General features: G+C 59.0%; 20 protein-coding genes and 2 pseudogenes. 5 read left to right on the top strand and 17 right to left on the bottom strand.

Annotated features, from left to right (window positions below; translation table 11 throughout):
• Positions 1–77: 77 nt before the first annotated feature.
• The gene (locus tag ISN39_RS12980) at positions 78–533 is read right to left on the bottom strand and encodes a hypothetical protein (protein ID WP_194727772.1); all 456 of its coding nucleotides are present in this window, start codon (positions 531–533) and stop codon (positions 78–80) included.
• Between the two features lie 141 nt (positions 534–674).
• Here ISN39_RS12980 and ISN39_RS12975 point away from each other — a divergent pair, with 141 nt between their 5' ends.
• Entirely contained in the window at positions 675–1187 is a 513-nt protein-coding gene (locus tag ISN39_RS12975) for a thermonuclease family protein (protein ID WP_194727771.1), read from the top strand.
• An 87-nt stretch (positions 1188–1274) separates the two neighbouring features.
• Here the strand turns inward: ISN39_RS12975 and ISN39_RS12970 are convergent, their stop codons facing one another.
• From ISN39_RS12970 to ISN39_RS12915, 12 genes and pseudogenes are all read right to left on the bottom strand, one after another.
• Complete coding sequence (locus ISN39_RS12970) at positions 1275–2246, bottom strand: DMT family transporter (protein WP_194727770.1); 972 nt, start codon at positions 2244–2246, stop codon at positions 1275–1277.
• Positions 2247–2496: 250 nt separating this feature from the next.
• A pseudogene (locus ISN39_RS12965) lies at positions 2497–3186 on the bottom strand (DNA polymerase IV); the annotation flags it as partial.
• A gap of 308 nt (positions 3187–3494) precedes the next feature.
• Positions 3495–3806 (bottom strand): hypothetical protein, encoded by a 312-nt coding sequence (locus ISN39_RS12960; protein WP_194727769.1) that lies wholly within the window; start codon positions 3804–3806, stop codon positions 3495–3497.
• A 34-nt stretch (positions 3807–3840) separates the two neighbouring features.
• Positions 3841–3999 carry a cbb3-type cytochrome oxidase assembly protein CcoS gene (gene ccoS / locus ISN39_RS12955; protein ID WP_018072397.1) on the bottom strand — a complete coding sequence of 53 codons (159 nt, stop codon included), beginning with the start codon at positions 3997–3999 and terminating at the stop codon, positions 3841–3843.
• Positions 4000–6264: a heavy metal translocating P-type ATPase gene (locus tag ISN39_RS12950; protein WP_194727768.1), complete on the bottom strand. Its 2265-nt coding sequence runs from the start codon at positions 6262–6264 to the stop codon at positions 4000–4002.
• Between the two features lie 13 nt (positions 6265–6277).
• Positions 6278–7102, bottom strand: a complete 825-nt coding sequence (locus tag ISN39_RS12945) for a DUF2189 domain-containing protein (RefSeq protein WP_194727767.1) — start codon at positions 7100–7102, stop codon at positions 6278–6280.
• The gene (locus ISN39_RS12940; protein WP_018484642.1) at positions 7103–7297 is read right to left on the bottom strand and encodes a hypothetical protein; all 195 of its coding nucleotides are present in this window, start codon (positions 7295–7297) and stop codon (positions 7103–7105) included.
• On the bottom strand, positions 7294–8172 hold the full coding sequence (gene ccoP, locus ISN39_RS12935; RefSeq protein WP_194727766.1) for a cytochrome-c oxidase, cbb3-type subunit III: 879 nt from the start codon (positions 8170–8172) through the stop codon (positions 7294–7296). Before ccoP ends, ISN39_RS12940 begins: the two co-directional genes overlap by 4 nt.
• Positions 8163–8333, bottom strand: coding sequence for a CcoQ/FixQ family Cbb3-type cytochrome c oxidase assembly chaperone (locus ISN39_RS12930; RefSeq protein ID WP_003546168.1), 171 nt, complete (start codon positions 8331–8333; stop codon positions 8163–8165). Before ISN39_RS12930 ends, ccoP begins: the two co-directional genes overlap by 10 nt.
• An 18-nt stretch (positions 8334–8351) precedes the next feature.
• On the bottom strand, positions 8352–9104 hold the full coding sequence (ccoO, locus tag ISN39_RS12925; protein WP_194727765.1) for a cytochrome-c oxidase, cbb3-type subunit II: 753 nt from the start codon (positions 9102–9104) through the stop codon (positions 8352–8354).
• 4 nt (positions 9105–9108) lie between these two features.
• Positions 9109–10752 (bottom strand): cytochrome-c oxidase, cbb3-type subunit I, encoded by a 1644-nt coding sequence (gene ccoN, locus ISN39_RS12920; protein ID WP_194727764.1) that lies wholly within the window; start codon positions 10750–10752, stop codon positions 9109–9111.
• 600 nt (positions 10753–11352) lie between these two features.
• Positions 11353–12306: a hypothetical protein gene (locus ISN39_RS12915; RefSeq protein WP_194727763.1), complete on the bottom strand. Its 954-nt coding sequence runs from the start codon at positions 12304–12306 to the stop codon at positions 11353–11355.
• A gap of 99 nt (positions 12307–12405) precedes the next feature.
• Here ISN39_RS12915 and ISN39_RS12910 point away from each other — a divergent pair, with 99 nt between their 5' ends.
• Positions 12406–13755, top strand: a complete 1350-nt coding sequence (locus tag ISN39_RS12910; protein WP_194727762.1) for a hypothetical protein — start codon at positions 12406–12408, stop codon at positions 13753–13755.
• 247 nt (positions 13756–14002) lie between these two features.
• Here the strand turns inward: ISN39_RS12910 and ISN39_RS12905 are convergent, their stop codons facing one another.
• The 4 genes and pseudogenes from ISN39_RS12905 to ISN39_RS12890 form a co-directional block, all read right to left on the bottom strand.
• Entirely contained in the window at positions 14003–14635 is a 633-nt protein-coding gene (locus tag ISN39_RS12905) for a hypothetical protein (protein ID WP_194730183.1), read from the bottom strand.
• A gap of 66 nt (positions 14636–14701) precedes the next feature.
• Positions 14702–14963, bottom strand: a pseudogene (locus ISN39_RS12900) (hypothetical protein).
• 4 nt (positions 14964–14967) lie between these two features.
• Entirely contained in the window at positions 14968–15780 is an 813-nt protein-coding gene (locus tag ISN39_RS12895; protein WP_194727761.1) for a Ku protein, read from the bottom strand.
• 15 nt (positions 15781–15795) lie between these two features.
• Positions 15796–16713, bottom strand: coding sequence for a Ku protein (locus tag ISN39_RS12890; RefSeq protein ID WP_194727760.1), 918 nt, complete (start codon positions 16711–16713; stop codon positions 15796–15798).
• A 266-nt stretch (positions 16714–16979) separates the two neighbouring features.
• Between ISN39_RS12890 and ISN39_RS12885 the strand changes: the two genes are divergently transcribed.
• The 3 genes from ISN39_RS12885 (at position 16980) to ISN39_RS12875 (ending at position 18941) form a co-directional block, all read left to right on the top strand.
• On the top strand, positions 16980–17165 hold the full coding sequence (locus ISN39_RS12885) for a hypothetical protein (protein ID WP_194727759.1): 186 nt from the start codon (positions 16980–16982) through the stop codon (positions 17163–17165).
• Positions 17166–17175: 10 nt separating this feature from the next.
• Entirely contained in the window at positions 17176–17379 is a 204-nt protein-coding gene (locus ISN39_RS12880) for a hypothetical protein (protein ID WP_194727758.1), read from the top strand.
• Between the two features lie 617 nt (positions 17380–17996).
• Positions 17997–18941, top strand: a complete 945-nt coding sequence (locus tag ISN39_RS12875) for a lysozyme inhibitor LprI family protein (protein WP_194727757.1) — start codon at positions 17997–17999, stop codon at positions 18939–18941.
• Positions 18942–19016: the final 75 nt, after the last annotated feature.

Here is a 19016-nt window from a genome sequence, read left to right as displayed (position 1 = left end):
CACGTCAGTTGCGAGCGCCAGAATCCTTGCCGTCGGTGACGTTTGTCAACCCAGGTCGGGTTCACGCTGGAAGGCAGTCAATGGATCTGTCCGCTTGCCTCTGCCTCATTGAGATTGATCGCGTGATCGGCGAAGGCGTCGAGGTTCTCGAAGAACTGCATGCCTGTGAGGAATTTATAGACCTTCGCGATCACATCCTGAGGATCTTTAAACTGGTACCAAAGGGGCGGCGTAGCGAGGTCATGCATTTCGCCAGTCGATTTCACCATCATGAGGGAGCGGTACATTCCGCATCCGTCACCCGAGCGACCATCGATTGCGATATCGAACCTGCCCGACGGAGCGCCCGAGTGCTTGTTGTAAACATTTGCCGTCAGAAGCTGGATGTCGGGTCTACCCTGGATCGCCTTCACCATCTCGTCGTGGGCTTCGACTATCTTAAACGGGGCGAGCGGCCCCCAGTAAAGCTCGGTCATCGGAGCTAGGGGCACACCAATGAGCACAGCTCCGCCGCCGTTCGAATGCTTCTGCATCGTCGTTCTCCCACCTGCAATTTTTCAGATTGGCGACTTCTGTCACCTGGATGTTCTGATATGCATCGATGTCAACAGTTTTGACCAAGGAGTGATTCCATTGTCGCCAACCTGCTGTTCTGTATTGATATTTTGAAGTCGATGCGTAAGCGAATCCCGCTGTTTCCGCTGCTCTTGGCCGGGCTGGTTTTCTCATCCGTATCTGCCGGAGCAGAGCAATTTATCGGCCGCGCGTCGGTCATCGACGGCGACACGATTGAGATCGCCGGGCAGCGGATCCGGCTGAATGGGATCGATGCTCCGGAAAGCTGGCAGGCCTGTCGTGACGCGGCAGGGAGGCCGTACCGTTGTGGCGAGGATGCCGCGTTCGCACTCGACGAGTTCCTTTCGAAATCGCGCCCGATCCGCTGCGTGGGCCACGGCAAGGACAGATATCGGCGCGTTGTTGCCGATTGCTTCAGGGCAGATGGGCAGAGCGTGAATTCCTGGCTGGTCAGGCAGGGCTGGGCGATCGACTGGCTCCGATACTCGAAGGGCGTGTTCCGGGGCGATCAGGCAATAGCCCAGGGGGCGCGTACCGGGGTTTGGCGTGGGTCGTTCGAAATTCCATGTGAGGCGAGGGCAGCGCGCTTAAAGCGGCGGGCGGCCTGCTGAGGCGCGGGATTCGCCGATGAATCCCCCAAACCTACAAGAGGCGCTTCGCGCCAGAAGCGGTCACTAGGAAAGCCATTGCGTTCGTCATCAGGCTTTGGTCGCCTCCGCTCTGGTCGTTGGCTTCAGCAGGATGATGAGAAGCAAGCCGGCGACTATGAGTGCCGCGCCTTCGAGATGATAGCGTTGCAACTGTTCGCCGAGGAACAGGTAGGCGAGCACGGCGATAAAGATCGTCTGGATGTAAAGCAGCACGCCCGCCCGCGCCGCCCCCAAGGCCTCGATGCTGCGATTGAAGAGATAATACATAACCGCGCCGCCCGGGATCGCGACATAGCCGAGCGCGATAAGGCCGCTGGTATTCAGCGTCGAGCGCTCGTCGGAGACAAGCTCAAACAGGTAGAAGGGCAGGGCCGTCAGCACCGCCGCACCGAGGAGGAGTACCAGGAGCGCAAGGCGACTCACATCGAATTTCGCCCGGCGGAGCAGGACAGTATAGAGGCTGAAACAGAACGCGCCAGCGACGATCCACAGCTCTCCGGGATTGAGGTCGAGACGCAAGAGCGCAGCCGGGCTGCCCTTGACGATGATGACCACGATCCCGAGAAAGGCGAGGATCGATCCGATCACCTGCCAGCGTCCCATCGGCTCAGCCAGAATGAAACGGGCAAGAATCATGGTGATGATCGGGATCAGGGCGATGATGATGCCGGCGGTAGTGGCATCGGCATGTTCGAGGCCGACAAAAATCAGGCCCTGGCAGATCGCAAGCCCCATACCGCCGATGGCGAGCAACTCGAGGCCGCGCGCCCGCACGAGCGCGACCATGGCGCCGAAATGATGGTACACGATCGGCATCAGGATCGCCCAGGCGATCAGCACGCGCCAGAAGCAAAGCGCCCAGGGCGGCATCTCCGAAGAGACCCATTTCGCGGCGATATAGACGCCAGCCGACAGGAGCCAGCAGAAAACCCCCACGGAATAGGCGGCTGCAAGCGAACCGCCCGCCGCCTGTCCCGTCCCGACCGTGTCGCGATGGACCGCCAAGACATGTATCGCCATGGCCCAGTTATGCCACAGTTCCCGTGCGCTGCACAGATGAGGCGGCGGCACTTCGTCTATTGAGGACGACCTCCAGCCCCGGGGGGCCAGCGACGATTAAAACGCAGCATTTCGCGATGGCTAGCCGCTGGCTGCTTGCGACCGATCGCCGACGAGCCTCGGCCGCTTTTGCGCCAATTGCGGTCATCTCGATCCACCAGTGTTTGACGACGCGCGTCCAGCGGTTAGCTTCGCAAGGCATTGCGCATGTCTAAAGCGCCATCCGCAACTGCGGCGTCGCTTCAGATCTCCGCCGTTCCAGCGAAGACAGCGACACGCCAAGCAGGCGTTTGCCTTTTCGCGGCGGGAAGATTGACGCGAGAAGCATATCGACCACGTCTTCAAGTTCGCCGATCGCCGGCAGAGGTGCGGGAACGGTCTTGCTGCGGGTGATCTGGCTGAAGTCGGCATATTTGACCTTGAGGGTCACCGTCTTGGCGCCGATCTCATTGGCCTCGCAGTAGCTCCAGACTTTTTCGATTAGCGGCTGAAGCCCTGCGCGCGCAGGTTCATAGGAATGGATGTCCTGCGAAAACGTGTCTTCCGCTCCGATGGATTTCCGCACCCGGTCAGGCTTGACCTGGCGATTGTCGATCCCGCGAGCAATCCCATAGAAATACGGTCCTGACTTCCCGAAATGTTCGACGAGGAAGTCGAGCGTTTTCTCCTTCAGGTCCGCGCCCGTTTCGATCCCGAGCCGATGCATCTTCTCGGCCGTTGCCGGTCCCACGCCATGGAATTTCTTGACGGGAAGCTGTTCGACGAAGGCGGGGCCGTTCTTCGGGGTGATGACGGCTTGGCCGTTCGGCTTGTTGAGGTCGCTGGCCATCTTGGCCAGGAACTTATTGTACGAGATTCCCGCCGACGCGTTGAGCCCCGTCGCCGCCTTGATCCTCGCGCGGCGGCACATATTCATTCCGTTATGCCGCGTCCGGCATAACGGGATTTATCCCGAGCCCGATACTATGCCGAGCCCATTCCCTAAAGCCCGCGATTTCCGATAGTTCCAGATTGAAAGCTCGGCATAAACCTCGCTCTGCGCCCGGCTGAATCGCGTCATAAGCAGGCACCCGCAATAGCAAAATCGTGCCCTTGTAGTCCGATTGTCCAGGCTCAGCGGTGAGGTTGCAAATGCCACCCGAACAGTCGCCCGGCATGGAAGGAGCACACTCGCAGGCTCTCTCGTGCCACGCGGCCGATCTAATCTCTTTAGCCCCCCCGATCACTGCGGGCGGGTACCATTATTCCCCTGGTTACCGCGAAAATCGCTCCAAACATTCCGCCAACGACGATACCTGCAGAGCCGCCCGCCAACGCTGCAATGAGGCAGTAGACGATCCAGGAGCCAACACTGGATGCATCGGCCAGGAACAACGTGGAAACGACGCCGATTGCTCCGCCAAGGATGCCTAAGCCAATGGCAACCCCCGTCACAGCCTCCGATGGATCAATGGTAGGGCTGCGTGGCGCTTGGGCGGTATCATTTTCAACCGGCGGAGACTGGCGATCCGTGTCTTCCATTCGACCCTCCTTCAAAGCATTTACAATCGATCCTTCAGCCGCCGAGAGGCTTGTCGTCCTTTTCGGACAATATCCTTTCTGCTGCGCCATCCAGATCTTCGTACTGACCGGTGCGCAGGGACCAAAGGAAGGCGCCAAGCCCGGCGATGCCCATGAACAGAGCTATGGGTATCAGAAACGACAATGCGCTCATTTATCCCACTCCCGCCAGCTTATTTATCCGCCGCATTTCGCGCTCTGGTGGCGTGCCGTCAATCTCAAGCCTCATCGCATTCGCGACGACCAATATCGACGACGTCGACATCGCTATCGCGGCGATGAGCGGATTGGCATAACCCAACAGCGCGAGAGGAATGCTGCACGCATTGTAGACGATAGCCAAAGCGAAATTTTGGCGGATCAGCACGGCCGCACGACCCGCCGTCGTCAGCGCGACCTTTATTCCGTCCATGTCTCCATTGAGCAGGATGAAATCTGCGGCGCTGCGACCGATGTCGCTTCCTGACGCCGGAGCCATGGAAACATGCGCGGTCTTCAGCGCGACCGCGTCGTTTATTCCGTCACCAATCATCATCACCTTGCGTCCGAGACTGCGCAGCGCATCGATCGCCTCGGCCTTATCCTTGGGGAGGGCGGCTGCTTTTACGGAGTCGATTCCGATTTCCCGTGCCACTGCAAGAGCCGCTTCGGGGACATCGCCCGTCAGCATTTCGACGGCGATGCCGCGGCTCTTCAAGAACTGGACGGCCATCGCCGACCCGGCTCGAACCTTCTCTCCAAAAAAGAAAGAGGCGAGGATTTCTCCCTGTCGCGTCAGGACGACAGTAGAAGCTGCGGCAGTCCGGTCTGCATCGCCGCTCGCCGCCCATGCCGCTCGCCCAAGTCGATAAACCTCCCCTCGGAAAGACGCCTCGAGACCGTTGCCGGGTATCTCCCTGACGTCATCGAGCGCGAGCGCCTCCCACTCGCGCCGTGAGGCGTAATCCGCGATCGCTCTCGACATCGGATGGCTCGAAAACCGTGACAGCGATGCAGCCAATGAAAATTCCAATGGACCGGTCCAGTTCCCGGTCAACAGCGTCGGCTCGTATTGCGTCAGCGTACCGGTCTTGTCGAAAACGACGGTGTCGATTTCCGCCAAACGTTCCAATGCCGATCCGTCCCGTGCCACGATGCCCTGGGTGAACAATCTGCGTGCTGCAACGACCTGAACCATCGGAACCGCCAGCCCCAGCGCACAAGGGCACGCGATGATCAAGACCGAAATCGAGATCGTCAGGGAGAGGTGGATGTCCCGTATCACCGCAAACCACGAAAGGAATGTCAGCACCGACAGTCCGTGGATAACGGGAGCATAAAGACGCGCGGCCCTGTCGGCGAGTATCCGGTATTGGGACCGGCCGTCCTCGACGGCTTCCAGCATCCTATGCAGCTCGGCGACTGTCGAATCTCCCGGTGCGGCGGCGGCTTCGACAGTCAGGGGATGGCCGACGTTCAAATCTCCCGCGCGAACCTGTCCGCCTGGTCCAACCGTCTCCCAACGGCTCTCTCCCGTCAGCAATGAACGGTCAAGTTCCGACAGGCCGGAGAGAATCGTCCCGTCGGCCGGAATTCTATCGCCGGCTGCAATCAGGGTGCGGGTGCCGGAAACGATGTCGCTCAGTGGAACATATTCGATCCGTCCATCCGCGCGGATCACATTCGCGCCTTTCGGCATCATGTCGGCCAGAGATGCCGCTGCCGATCGCGCCCGCCGTCGCATCAGATGGTCCAGCGTGCGTCCGACGAGCAAAATGAAGATCAACGAGGTACTGGCCTCGAAGTAGGCTTGCCGTCCTTCGGCGAACGTGTCGTATACGCTGAGACCGAACGAGAGCAGGACCCCGATGCTGACCGGCACATCCATGTTTGCCCGACCGTGCACGAGCGCCCGCCACGCCGACCGGTAGAATGTCGCCCCGGAGTAGATCACGGCCGGTAGTGCGAGCGCAGCCGACATCAGGTGGAGCGTCTGACGTGTTGCCGGGTCCGCGCCCGCCCAGACCGATACGGACAGCACCATGATGTTCATCGAGCAAAAGCCGGCGACTGCCAGCGCGCGCAACAGGCCTGATATCTCACCGTCCGGTTGATCGCGGCCTTCCGCCGGCAAGACGGCCGTGTAACCGATCGTTCCGATCAGGGCGGCAAAATCGGGAGGCGAACCATTTTCCGCGTGCCAATGGATGGTTACGCGCTTTGCCGTCAGATTGGCGCGCGCCATGTGAACTTCGGGGTGCTTGCCAAGGGTCGATTCCAAAAGCGCCATGCATGCGCCGCATCGCATGTCCGGAACTGACAAGGTGATCTGCCTGAGACCATTGCCCAAATCCCTGCTTGCCAACGCAACCTCATCCACACCCGGCCTTCTTGGTCCGGGCTCGTGGAGCGACGACGCAATTGACGCGCAGCAGGTCATTGTCCGTTCCTCGCTACCTCATTGCCTTGTAGGCATGCCATGTGGCGTGGCCGAGCAAAGGAAAAACGACGATCAGTCCGACAAGTCCCGTCAGCAGGCTGGCGAGGAAGAGGGCGAGCACGATCGCGCCCCAGACCATTGACGGTCCCATGTTGTTCCAGACCATGACAACGCTGACGCCCATCGCTGTGAAGGCGTCGATGCGCTCATCCAGCAGCATCGGGATTGAGAACACCCCGATTGCAAAAGCGAATCCAGCGAACAATGCGCCCACACACAAGCCGACGATCAGCATGCCCCAGCCCGAGGGGGTGGTGACCAATAGCCTTGCTACGCCGTCAAGGCCGGGGAACGGATTAACGCCGAAAAAGAGCGCGTAGATAATGACCGCCGCCCTCATCCAGAGCAGCATCACCATGCACAGCAGCATTCCCGTGAAAAACACCTGCCCCCCAGCTCTCGGCCGGACGAATAACATCTCACGAAGCGTGATGCGCTCCCCGTTCGCCAAACTCCTGCTCTTGACATAGAGCCCTGCGGCAAAGAGCGGCGCGACGATCAATATGCCCGCCAATGCGGGAAAGAGAAGATAGTCGCGCTCGAGCCGAAACAGCATCACGGTGGCCGCCAACGCGAGTAAGAACACCACGAACCCGTAGGCCAGACTTTGCCAGGGTTGCCGGATCAAGTCCTGCCAGCCTTGGCCAAGCCAACCGAGAGGAGCGCCGAGGGGCATATGCCGCTGCCACTTGGGATTCATCGTCTCCTGTAGCCCTGATACCTCGCTCCGATATCGGCCGGAAGTGTCGTCCTGCGGCATCTGATCCTCCTTGCGCATTCAGCAAGCTGAAGCGGCGGCCCTGAATTGGTTGGGTTGCTGGCCTTTTTCCTTGATATGCTCGATGCAGGCGGGCTGAGTGGTGATCGCCATGTAAACAAAATGGGCGTTAGCGCCGACAAAGATCGCGCCGGTCAGCCCGATCAGCAGCCACTTGAAAACGCGTGGTATGGGTCTCTTCGCTTCGGACGTCACGGCTGACCCCCACCCAGCTTATTCACATAAAGCGCGAGTATCTTTATCTCAGCTAGACTTAGGCGTTCGTCCCAGGTCGGCATATGTCCCTGCCGTCCGCCATGGATCGACTGGACGATCCGTTCGATACCCCCGCCGTAAATCCAGCGGCCATCAGTCAAGTTCGGCGCACCGACATCCTGTTTGCCTTTGGCATCTTCGCCGTGGCATGCCACGCAGCTAGCCATGAACACCTGACGGCCAGCAGCTATCTGGCTGGCGTCTACTGCTTCGGCGGACGAATTGCTCAACGAATAGACATAGGCGGCGACGTCGCTCACCTGTTTTCGGTTGAGCATTTCGTCTGTTCCGAACGCAGGCATCTGCGACACGCGGCTTTGCGAGTGCGTCGTATTGACTCCCACCGTCATGGTCTGGACGATCTTTTCTGGTCCTCCACCCCAAAGCCAGTCGTCATCGGTAAGATCGGGGAAGTCTCGTCCGCCCTTGCCGTCCCTTCCATGACAGGCGGCGCAGTTATCTCCGAACAACTGGTGGCCGCTGGAGGCCACCTTCTCCATCAGCTTTTCGTCTGCACGGATTTCATCAAAGGAACTGGTCTCGATCTTCTCGATCCAGAGCGCGCGCGAAGCATCGGCTTCTATGATCTTTCGCTCTACCGCCTGCTTTTGACCCGTGCCGATCAGGCCCCTCGTATACGTGCTTCCAAGCGGCCAGGTCGGATACAGTATCCACCAGAGAGCGGCGAACAGGTGCGTGATGATCAGGAAGAGCAGAACCCCGCGCGGTACAGGAGTATCGAGTTCCTTGATACCGTTCCAAATGTGTCCCGTCGTCTTCCGGCCTGTTACGGGATCGACTTCCTCTATCGCCATGGGGTGTCGTCCTTATCGAATATGTCCGTTTCCGCCCGATCGAAACGCGCCTTGTTGGAAGGCCAGAAGGTGTAGATGATCACCCCGATCGAAAACAGAATGAGATAGAACAGGCCCCAAACCTTGGACAGTTCCAACATGGTTTCGTGGGTAAGATCCATTTCAAATCCCCTGAGGAATCAATTGTTGGGGTTCGGCATCTGCTCCGGTGCCGCAGTGTTCTGGTAGGCAGCCTTTGTGAGCCGGCCAAGCACCTGCAGATACGCGACCATGGCGTCCATTTCCGTCACGCTGGTTTTTACGCCGTCAAACGCAGAGACCTGCGTGTCTTGCCCATAGCGTTCCGTGACGCCAGAGGACTGTTCGCTGTCTGGATTGGCTTGGCCGAAGCCATCGGCAGACGCGTTCGCGACCATGTCGTCCGTATAAGGCACTCCCACGGCTCTCAGCGCCGCCAGTTGGTCGCGCAGATCGGCCAGATCGAGCGGGGTTGTTGCCAACCATTGATAGGACGGCATGTTGGATTCCGGCACGACCTCGCGAGGGTTGATCAAATGGGCCACGTGCCAAAGATCGGAATACTTCCCGCCGATGCGCGCCAGATCGGGACCCGTGCGCTTTGATCCCCACAACATGGGATGGTCGTACTTGGATTCGACCGCAAGAGAATAAGGACCGTACCGCTCGACCTCGTCCCGCAGCGTTCTGATCATCTGGCTGTGGCAGGCGTAACAGCCTTCGCGAACATAGATGTTCCGGCCCGCCGCCTCGAGGGGTGTGTACACTCTCATGTCGGGGGCGTCCTCGACCGTCTCGTGGATCGTGAACAGCGGAGCGATCTCGACAAGCCCGCCGACGCTTCCCGCCACAACGATCGCCAGCATGAACCCGACGGCCGTTCGTTCCAGTCTTCTGTGCAGAGGGTCGCTCATCTCTTCACTCCGCCGGCGCGTTTTCGAGCACGCCCGAAGTCAGGGGCGCGTCGTGAACTGCTTCCGCGGCGGGAGCCGTTCGGACGGTCATCCAGATATTGAAGCTCGCCACGATCGCCCCAAGGAGGAAAAGCAGCCCTCCGAAAGCGCGTGCGATGTAGTAGGGATACATCGCCAGCAGACTGTCGACGAATGAATAGACCAAGGTGTTGTCGGCTGAATATGTGCGCCACATCAATCCCTGGATAATGCCGGAATTCCACATGGCGAAGACGTAGATGAGCGTGCCTGCGAGCGCCAACCAGAAATGGACTTCGACCAGGGCTGCAGAATACATCCTTTCGCGCTTCCATATCGATGGAATGAGCGTGTAGAGCGACCCGAAAGTCATCATGGCTACCCAGCCCAGCGCACCCGCATGGACGTGTCCGACCGTCCAATCGGTATAATGGGACAGTGAGTTCACGGGTCTGATTGCCATGAAAGACCCTTCGAATGTCGACAGCCCGTAGAAGAACGCCGCCATCATCATGAAACGGAGAGTGGCGTCATCACGCACGCGGTGCCAAGCCCCATTTAAGGTGAGCATTGCATTTCCGGCGGACGCCCACGACGGAACAAGCAGCATGACCGAGAACGTCATTCCAAGGTTTTGCACCCAGATAGGCAGCGCGGTGTAATGGAGATGGTGGGACCCCGCCCACATGTAGAAGAAGGTGATCCCCCAGAAGCTGAGAATTGACAATCGATAGGAAAAAATTGGCCGCTCAGCGCGGATCGGCAGGTAGTAGTAGAGCATCCCTAGGAAGCCCGACGTCAGAAAAAACGCCACGGCGTTATGCCCGTACCACCACTGGACCATCGCATCCTGTACACCGGGCCAGACCGTGTAGCTTTTGGCGTGTCCGAACGATACGGGCACTGCCAGGTTGTTGACGATATGGAGGATCGCCACCACGATGATGAAGGCAAGATAATACCAGTTGGCAACGTAGATGTGAGGTTCCTTGCGCCGCGCCAAGGTGCGTACGAAAAGCGCGAAATAGGCGATCCAAACGATCACAAGCCAGAGGTCGGCGTACCATTCCGCTTCCGCGTATTCCTTGGACTGGGTAACACCCATGAAATACCCGCTGACCGCGATCAGACAGAAAAGGTTGAAGCCGAAGATCACGAACCACGGCGAGAGTTGATCGGCCAGCCTTGCGCGCGATGTTCGCTGAACGACATGGAATGATGTCGCGATCAACGCGTTTCCGCCGAAGCCGAAGATCACCCCTGTCGTATGGGCGGGCCGTATGCGGCCGAAGCTCGACCACGCCGTATCGAAATTCAGGCTCGGCCAGGCAAGCTGGGCGGCCGCCCAGACGCCGATGAACATGCCAAAGATCGCCCACGCCAATGTGAGGGCCACGCCCACCTTGATCGGATCGTCATAGTAGCTGGAAAAGCGCGAAGCATCCGGCTCTTCGCCGAAAGCCAAAGTTAGGATGTAGCAGAACAATGCCCCGCAATACACGAGGACGATAACGCCGTGTATGCCGATGGGATCAAAGCGCCCAGCGGCGGCCATCGCGACGCCGACAACCATCAAAGCGATAAGTATAGCTGCCGCGAACCCCCGCTCCGCGCTCGTGAGCTGTCCCATTGTTCCATCCCCCGGCTGTGCCGATTATCGTGCGCCATAATATTATGAAAGGCAATCAGCCCTGAACCTCCCGGCCCTGGCTCTCCCTCGGTACCTCGCCCGATCTCGGAGACGAGGTTTTTCGATCATCTCCTGCCATTCCTGCCGCCGCGCTTCCCGTATTGCTGGCGACACTTCAGGGACGTCTACGAGGTCCCGCTCCGCTTCGGCGAGGTCGGCACACACATCGAAGAAATCCTCGCTCTTGCTCATCAGCCTGCGGATCGCCAGTTCGGCCCCGGAAACCGGAGGACCGCGGCCGAGAATGCCAGCTCGTTGCAAGTCAATTCGCCATTCGTGCCTCGCGTCACGATCGAGCAAAACCTACGCGCGCCGAGTTCTCCAATTGAGTAGTAGTCATAGATGTCTCCGCTAGGTTTGCTGTGCGGAGGCTACTTATTATGCCGAGCTTGCGATCTGGCCCAATCGGAAGTCGCGGGCTTTCGGGAACTGGCTCGGCATAGTGTCTTGCTCGGGATAAGTCAGGGATCTGCATATCGACACGCTGAAGGTAAAGGCGAGGAACTTCCAATAGGGCTCAGTTCACCGTCAAACGTCCTGTCAGTACGCGGCCTTAAGTCGATGGTTCACGACCTTATCGAGCAGTTCCATGAATTTCCCGTTTTCCTGCGAGCACTTCCAGAAATTCACGAAACGGCAGACGAGCTGCACGTTTTTCGGCTCGTAATGGCCATTGCTGTCAATTCGATCCGCAGACGCGAGCATGTCGTAATCCAGGTCATCCTGGCCGTCGATATGCATCGGAAGCTTCGTGATCGCACACAGCCCCTCTTGCTTGATCATCAGATCCACCAGGTGCGCCTTCATCTCGGCTTCCGAGCAGAGCAGCCTCTTCTCTCGAAGAGTCCTCAAAACTTGTTGGCCATTTGAGTTTTTTACCGTGTCCCTGATCGTCATCATCATCCGGGTGATGACAAGTTCAGACAGCTCGACATTGCGGCCGAGTGTGCGCCCCTTGCCCTCGCCAAGACGTTCCCGCCATTCAGGTTGCCCGTGCCAGCGTTCAAGGTCGTCTCCACCGATGAGAGCCTGAATGTAGTCCTTCATGGTCTCATCAGACACTCTGAAAACCGCCTGCTGGCTCGTCAGATAGTCCCTTGCCTTCGGGTGGACGGAATTCCACGTCAGGGCGGCGGTTCTTCTGCTGCGGCGCGACCATCCGGAGACAGGCTTCGCGATCATAACCTTGCCGTCGTATTCCTCGAAGATCGGCGAAGCATCCGTGGTCACAGCCCAGTAGAGATCATTGCCCGCGCGGTGGAGCCAGATGTCATTCTCGCTCTCGGCTATCCGCGTTGCTCGGTTGAACCAGAGTGTGGATCTTGCCTTGACATCACTTTCGCTTGTTCCTTTGGGAGCTGACTGCATCTCTATTCTGAGGAACTCATCCCTGTCCCCCGCCTGCCACGCATCGAAATAGAGCTTGTCGTAGCCGAGAGCGACCACGCCACGCTGCAGGCAGTCCGCCCACAACTCGTTGGCATCCCCGGTCATTGCAATGAAGATTTCGCCAGAGTCCGCACGCTCGAAAGGGCGGGCAAGGACACCGTCACCACGATCGAAAAGGCGGGGAAAGACAGCGTCGAAACGGTCGTGAAGGCGGCAGACGATGCGGCCGCAACCTATCGCAAGGCGTGGCGCGACGTGGGAAACGGGGGCAAGAAAGCCTTCGAGGATGTGGTCGACGCTGGCAAAGCCGTCGCCCGCTTCGCCGAGAACCAGACCAAGGCGCATTTGGACGCATTGAAGGCTGCGGAAAAGCGACTGACTGACGGGAAGGTCGTCGACTCTATGTGGGGAATGGCAATTGAGCCGGCTCAGGCCGGCGAAGAGAATTTTGCCAAAGCCACACAAGAGAGCGAGTTGCTCAATCAAGCGGCTGCATCCGTGGCCGCAGCTTACGGCGGACCCGCAGGTGCGGCGGCATACGCCGCCTGGTCAACCTATCGCCGCACCGGCGACGCAGACATGGCCTTGAGAGCCGGGATAGCGGCTGGGCTTGCCTCACAATATGGTGGATCAAGCGCCAGCCTGCCGTCCGATACGACGTCAGAGATCGTCAAGAAAGCCGCCTTGTCGGGTGCGGCAGGAGGCATTTCCGTAGCAGCGGCCGGAGGTGATGAGCAGGCTATCACCGACGGATTTCTCAAGTCGGCCGGCGCAGTGTTGATCCAGGCTGGCAGAGACAAAGCTGAGGCCTATTCCCCGGATCTCACGGACGCCGCCGACACGGTGCAATGCATATCCGCTCAAGATGTGGACTGCGTCTCAAACACGACATGGGCACGGGATGCGAAGGGCAGGATCCTCTTCGATGAAAATGGGCAGCCGCGTGTAGACCCTCAAGAGCTTGATCCCAATCAGTTGGTGGGCAGATTTACGAGCATCGCGCAATCGGCGGAGGAGAAGAAGACCGCCTTCATGACAAAAATTTCCAAACTGCCTGAGATGGAGGCGATCCCCATCCTGGACAATCAGTGGGTTCTGACATGGGACCTTCCTAAGGGTAAAAGCATCCCGCACAAGACGCCGACCGTGGTGCTCACCAATGTCGGGGCCAATCCCCCATTCACATCCGAGGTCGTATACGGCAAAGCGGTCAAAGAGGCTCTCGTCAAGCCGACGCTCGCACCCCGCTCCAAGAAACCGGAGGCCGACAAGCAAAAGAAGCCGTCACAGGCAAGCCCTGCTCCGGACATAACGGCCCGTGGCAATAGGCTCCAATGCAATGGCGCTGACGAACACGGGTGGTTTTACGTCGAGCCCAACCTGAAGCTGACTGGCGTCGAAAGTGGAACGGTGACGCGCGGAGCCCGAGGAAAGTTGATCGTGAAGATAAGGACCCCATACCTCTTTGAACCTCAGCGTGAGTTTGTCATTGACGCCAACGGGACACTTTCCCGGGAAGGCAATACCATCGGAAGTTGTAAGATAGAGGGGTAGTTCGCTCAGGGCACGGTTCAAACATCGTCACTGGCTCGATTGCATCCTGCGGCACGGCGGTCAAATTGCCGGAGTTGCCGGGATCGCGTTGCGGTTTTGCGCCAGCGTCTCTGCCCTGGCGCATGGCGTGGATCCGGCCCAGCGCACAGTGTTGTTCATCTAAGTCTCGGCCGAGGCTTAAAAGCGCGACAGCCCGCGAAGCGTCGCTTGGGACAGTGAGTTTAGAGCCGGACGCGCGCTCGACGCTTCAGCGAAGCAGGCCTTCGCTCACGAACTCGTCCCAACCGCTCAACCCGGTCGCAACGTCTTCAGCGTTCGGATCGGCTTGTTTGACTTTCTCTTGTTTTTTCAGTGAACGCGTCAGCTTCGCCTGGTACGCGGCGCGCCTCCGGTTTTCTTCTTTGGCCGCCGCGTCTTCCTCGCGCCATTCGTCCACGGCCCCGCGATCGAACAGGTCTTCGACAACCCGCGGGTCGAATACGTGGAAGGTTATCCGCCGCGCTCGGCCCTGAAGCCTGACAGTTCGGGTTCCGGCGCGGGGAAGGCGCCCGTCCTCCAGCCAGCGCTTCCGCTCAGAAGCCGTGATCGCCAGGATGTCCTTGATCTCACGAGGGATGATCGGAAGATCTGCGATCCCCTGCACCGATTCCGAGATAATCGACGAGGTCGCGCGAAACGCTGTCTTCGAAGTTTCCGGCATGACGAGAGTAAGCTCGCCTGACTGCATATCCAGCGACCTCCTGACGGCGGGAGGCAGTCGAGATCGGATTTCCTGCAGGATTCCCTTCACCCTGACAGCCGATCCGAGCGTCGCCTCCACCGGGAGCGACCACTCTCTGATCAGCTCAGGATCATCGCTCTTCGTTTTCGTCTTGGGCATACTGGGGCAGATGGGATCGGAAGGGGCGAGCGTCAACGGGCTGCCTGTCTTGCCGCGGCGGAGTAATCAGTGCCGAGTATCAAGCAGGGGCAGATCGTCGTCGAAATTCCCATTGCTGGCGGCATCGTAAGTGTTCACGCTCGACCACCGCTTCGCGTACCGACGCCGTTAACTTCACCATGATGGCGCGTGCGCGTTCGACCGCAGCCTCCTCATCGCTATTGCCGGCGTCGGCTACATGAACGGTGACTGAATCGCCGTCGTCTCCGACGAAGTCGACGCGCCAACCGCCGTTCTCGTGGGCAATTTTAGTGTTCGTCAGATGCATGAGATCACCCTGCCTTCCTACCATTGAGATCGGCTTCGAGGCTCTTCCGGAGAGCGTCCATGATGTTGACGACGTTGGATTTCGGTGTGAACTCGGCCGGCTTGCCCTTCGCCACCTTCTTCGGCTTCAGCGCCTTCCTCTTCTCCTCAATGAGCTTGAGTAGGCTGGTCTGGATCGGATCGCTGGCCATTTCCGGCGACCAGTGCGCCGACCTCTGCTTGATGAGCTTCTGCACGAGAGGAACGATGTCGGGATCCGCATCTTCGTCTATATCTTCGAAGTACGAATCCTCTGGCCGCACCTCGTCGCCAAACCGCAGGCTCCAAAGAACGATGCCTTCATCGCGCGGTTCCAGGATGACGGCGCGTTCGCGGCGGCCCATCACCAGCTTCGAGACGCCAAATACCTTGTCCGCCTTCATGGCATCGCGGATGACGGCGAACGCCTCATTGCCAACCGGGTCGTCAGGCATGAGGTAATGGGCCTTCTCGAGATAGGTCCACTCGATTGAGTCGGCGGGCACAAACTTCTCGATGTCGATCGTCTTCACGGTGTCCAGTGCGACCCGGTCGAGATCGTCGTCCGTCAGGATGACATAGTCGTTCTCGCCGCGCGCGTAGCCCTTGGCCTCGTTCTCGTCCTTGACTGGCTTGCCGGTCACGGAGTCGACGTACTGCGAAACCACTCGGTTCCCGGTCGCCTTGTTCAGCGTGTGGAAGCGAACCTTCTCGGATTCCGAAGTGGCCGGGGTCATCGCAACGGGGCACGTGACCAGCGATAGCTTCAGATACCCTTTCCAATAGTAGCGAGGGGCCATAGTCACGGTCTCCTGTTAGCTTGCCTTGCGACGCGGAGCAGCTCCGGACGAGGCGGCCTTCGAGGCCACTCCGCGCGCGGCGCGCTCCCGACCAGTGCCTTTGTTGGCGTTGGCGGCGGTGCGTTTCGGTTTGTTGTCTGCGGCCGCGCCAGCCTTGAGAATCCCGGCGCTCTCGCGAAGGGCGGCCAACAGATCGTTCGGCTTCGAAATCTCGACCTTCTTCGGCTTCGGAAGCACCTTGCCTTCCAACTTCGCCTTCACGAGCTCGGCCAAGGCGGCTTCGTAGCGGTCGTCAAATGTGGCCGGGTCGAACTCGCCTCTCTTCGTCGAAATGATGTGCTTTGCGAGGTCGAGCATCTCGCCTTCGATCTTCAGCTTCGGCATCTCTTCGAAAGCCTTTTTCGAGGAGCGAACTTCGTAGTCGTAGTTAAGCGTGGTGGCGATCAACCCCTTGCCGTGCGGGCGAATGAGCACCGTCCGGACTCGCCGGAAGAGGACGGCACGCGCGATTGCCGCGACCTTGGAATTCTTCATGGCCTCGCGGAGGGCGACGAAGGCGTCGGCGTTCATCTTGTCCGGTGTGAGGTAGTACGGCTTGTCGAAGAAAATGTCGTCGATCTCGCTGCAGGGGATGAACGCCTGCACTTCGAGCGTCTTGTTGCTTTGCGGGATGGTCGCGGCCACTTCCTCGGGATCGATAATGATGTATTGCCCGTTGTCGATCTCGAAGCCCTTCGTCTGTGCCTCGCGCTCCACGCGCTCTTCGGTCTCGCTGTCGATGAACACGCGGTTGACCCGGTTGCCTGTCTTCGCATTGATCGTATTGAACGTGATGCGCTCGGATGTACTCGCGGCTGTGTAGAGCGCCACGCCGCAGCTTACCTCGCCAAACCGTAAGAAGCCCTTCCACTGCGCGCGATGTCCCGATGCCATGGACGCATCCTCCGAATCACTAAGTCGCGACTCAAAGACGTGCGAAGGTGATTCGTTCCGACTCAAAGCGAATCATTTTTCAATGACTTATGGAATCTTCTTCCGAGTTCGATTCAATTTCCTTTCAGAGTTGCGGTGGCGGGTTTCCGGTCCTGTTCTGCGGGAAGTTTCCCGGCCGCGACGGGTGGTCCAATCCACGTTCACGCTGCTCACGCATCTTTTTAGAATCCCACGCGTTCTTTCTCTTCCAACCAATGGAGGATCTCATGACCAAGCGTGAAATGATCGACACAGGGACCGACAAGCGCTACGTACGCCGCGACGAACAAGGGCAGTTCAAGGAAAGCGTCGATGTCGGCCGCTCGCTGTCCGCCGACAAGCGTCAAAAGGCGAAGACGGTAGCCAAGCCGGGCGAGGGCGACAAGGGCGACCGTCGCACCTCAAAACACTGAGGCCAGGCTGATGACCGACATTTCCGGCCAGCTCCGCCTTCGACTCGAGCAGCTCGTCGATGAGTACGTCACTTCAGGAGCGAAGGCTCCGGAGGTCATAGCCGCGCTCGAAAAAGAGCTGGCTGAAATGAAGGCGGGCTGTGACCGGGATCCGGATCCAGCAGATGATCCGAGCGTGGTCGAGGAGCCCGCCAACGACTGGCCTAGTGCCTGATTTCTAGTTACGGCTTGTTGCGAACACATTTGCTAGGTAGAACACTTTCATCGGCATTGCTGACGAGCGCTGAAATTCGCTGCTCGCAACGCCGCATCGCTAGAATGCTTTTGACCACGGATGTACTGGCACTGGTAGTTGGCGATGATGAGGAAGGTCGGTGCGGTTTCGCCCCGGCCTTTTTTGTTGCGACGAGGTCATCCTGACCGACGCCTTCTTTGCATCTTGGTGCAGATGCAGCTCGTATTGCCACTCCACGAAATCACAATGTAGACGGCTTCCGTGGCCAAAACGTGGATTTTGTAATCATTGCCAGGGAGCCGGGAATGATCACAGAAAGTGCCGCCGAACCTGTACCGCCTTCATAGGCCTTCCGGAAGCAGCGCTCGGCCTCAGTCCAATCCGAGAGGCTCTTAACGGTCCGGGAAGGGATGCGATCAAATGCGGTTGATCAATCATTCCGGTGCATATGCGGGCGTTGCTCAACTGGAAACAAGGGCGAGGGCATCATATCAACCCGCGCAGGATTCGGCCGAGAAAGAATTCACCGCGCCACTGGTGTTCGCCTGCGCGATCTCTTGGATTGCCCACCGCGGCAGATTTGGTACTTATTCGGCATGAAATATCTCGACCCGCAGCAAATCATCGAGTGGAAGGAGCGCCACGGGAAGCCGCGGCGGGGATCGGATCTTGTTTCCCAGATCTCCGAACTGGCTAAAGCCTGGGAGGCCAGGCCCCCGGGCGAAACTTTCATCGGCGACCATGTGGTAGTCAGGCTTGCGACCATCCTCGAAGTATTCGTGCGATCCATGGTCGGACAAATGGTCGACTCCAGCGAAGAGGCTTTCACCGAAAGGTCGAGGCTGCTGGTCAAGGATCTGAAACTGGACTTCATCTTCGCCGACGGCATCGAGAGGCAAAAGTTCAGCCCTGGCGACATCGTCGCGCACGCGATCAGCCTGAGCAGCGTGGACGCCATCATGAAAGTTCTGACGGCCTTGCTGCCGAACGCCAAGGAGGAGCTTCGGACATCCCATCGACGTTGGACGGAGGATCAGGAACGCTTTCCGCTGGAGCCGATAATCAAAGACATCGACGCAACTATGCGCCTGTTGAGCGGGATCTTCATGGCCCGGCACATCCTGGTGCACGAACTCTCGGGGCAAAGGCCCTACGGGGACGAGGACGTCGCCAACTTCTGCAGCGCGGCCGCGGCTTTTATCGAAGCCTGCGACTGGATTACCGTCAAGCATATCGAGGGCACGCTTCCATTCACGCAGACGCAGATGACAATGGACGCTGTCCAAAATCTTCAAGCCGCCGAGGATGAGGTCGCCTCCCTGCTGGCAACCATCCGTGAAATTCCGGGTATCAATCTCCAACTGTTGGAAGAGAGCCAGGCTGCGTGGGAAGAATTCTGCAAGCGCGACGCGGCGTTCTTTGCCTCCTTCGCCGAAGATGGAACGCTTCACCCCATGCTGGTGGCGGAATGGCGACAGGCGCTTGCCGAAGAGCGTGCGGAAAGCCTCGAAGAATTCATCGAAAGTCGCGAGAGCCTGTGACGCGGGCCACCCTCGGAGACAATGTGTTGCGTTCTTGATGTAGATCAAGGAAGCAAGCGACCGGCAGGTGAATTG

Source organism: Rhizobium sp. 007 (genome assembly GCF_015353075.1).
Lineage (GTDB): Bacteria > Pseudomonadota > Alphaproteobacteria > Rhizobiales > Rhizobiaceae > Rhizobium.
The sequence above is the reverse complement of the archived record's forward strand: the minus strand, read 5'-3'. Positions and strand labels throughout refer to the sequence as shown.

Bases quoted from the DNA above. Each gene is read 5' to 3' on its own strand.
- ISN39_RS12885 (WP_194727759.1), top strand. From the start codon at position 16,980: ATGACCAAGCGTGAAATGATCGACACAGGGACCGACAAGCGCTACGTA.
- ISN39_RS12875 (WP_194727757.1), top strand. From the start codon at position 17,997: ATGAAATATCTCGACCCGCAGCAAATCATCGAGTGGAAGGAGCGCCAC.
- ISN39_RS12960 (WP_194727769.1), bottom strand. From the start codon at position 3,806: ATGGAAGACACGGATCGCCAGTCTCCGCCGGTTGAAAATGATACCGCC.
- ccoO (WP_194727765.1), bottom strand. From the start codon at position 9,104: ATGAGCGACCCTCTGCACAGAAGACTGGAACGAACGGCCGTCGGGTTC.
- ccoN (WP_194727764.1), bottom strand. From the start codon at position 10,752: ATGGGACAGCTCACGAGCGCGGAGCGGGGGTTCGCGGCAGCTATACTT.
- ISN39_RS12880 (WP_194727758.1), top strand. From the start codon at position 17,176: ATGACCGACATTTCCGGCCAGCTCCGCCTTCGACTCGAGCAGCTCGTC.
- ISN39_RS12915 (WP_194727763.1), bottom strand. From the start codon at position 12,306: ATGACCGGGGATGCCAACGAGTTGTGGGCGGACTGCCTGCAGCGTGGC.
- ISN39_RS12890 (WP_194727760.1), bottom strand. From the start codon at position 16,713: ATGGCATCGGGACATCGCGCGCAGTGGAAGGGCTTCTTACGGTTTGGC.
- ISN39_RS12970 (WP_194727770.1), bottom strand. From the start codon at position 2,246: ATGGCGATACATGTCTTGGCGGTCCATCGCGACACGGTCGGGACGGGA.
- ISN39_RS12930 (WP_003546168.1), bottom strand. From the start codon at position 8,333: ATGGATCTTACCCACGAAACCATGTTGGAACTGTCCAAGGTTTGGGGC.
- ISN39_RS12975 (WP_194727771.1), top strand. From the start codon at position 675: ATGCGTAAGCGAATCCCGCTGTTTCCGCTGCTCTTGGCCGGGCTGGTT.
- ISN39_RS12980 (WP_194727772.1), bottom strand. From the start codon at position 533: ATGCAGAAGCATTCGAACGGCGGCGGAGCTGTGCTCATTGGTGTGCCC.
- ISN39_RS12895 (WP_194727761.1), bottom strand. From the start codon at position 15,780: ATGGCCCCTCGCTACTATTGGAAAGGGTATCTGAAGCTATCGCTGGTC.
- ISN39_RS12950 (WP_194727768.1), bottom strand. From the start codon at position 6,264: ATGACCTGCTGCGCGTCAATTGCGTCGTCGCTCCACGAGCCCGGACCA.
- ccoS (WP_018072397.1), bottom strand. From the start codon at position 3,999: ATGAGCGCATTGTCGTTTCTGATACCCATAGCTCTGTTCATGGGCATC.
- ISN39_RS12945 (WP_194727767.1), bottom strand. From the start codon at position 7,102: ATGCGCAAGGAGGATCAGATGCCGCAGGACGACACTTCCGGCCGATAT.
- ccoP (WP_194727766.1), bottom strand. From the start codon at position 8,172: ATGGCGATAGAGGAAGTCGATCCCGTAACAGGCCGGAAGACGACGGGA.
- ISN39_RS12905 (WP_194730183.1), bottom strand. From the start codon at position 14,635: ATGCCCAAGACGAAAACGAAGAGCGATGATCCTGAGCTGATCAGAGAG.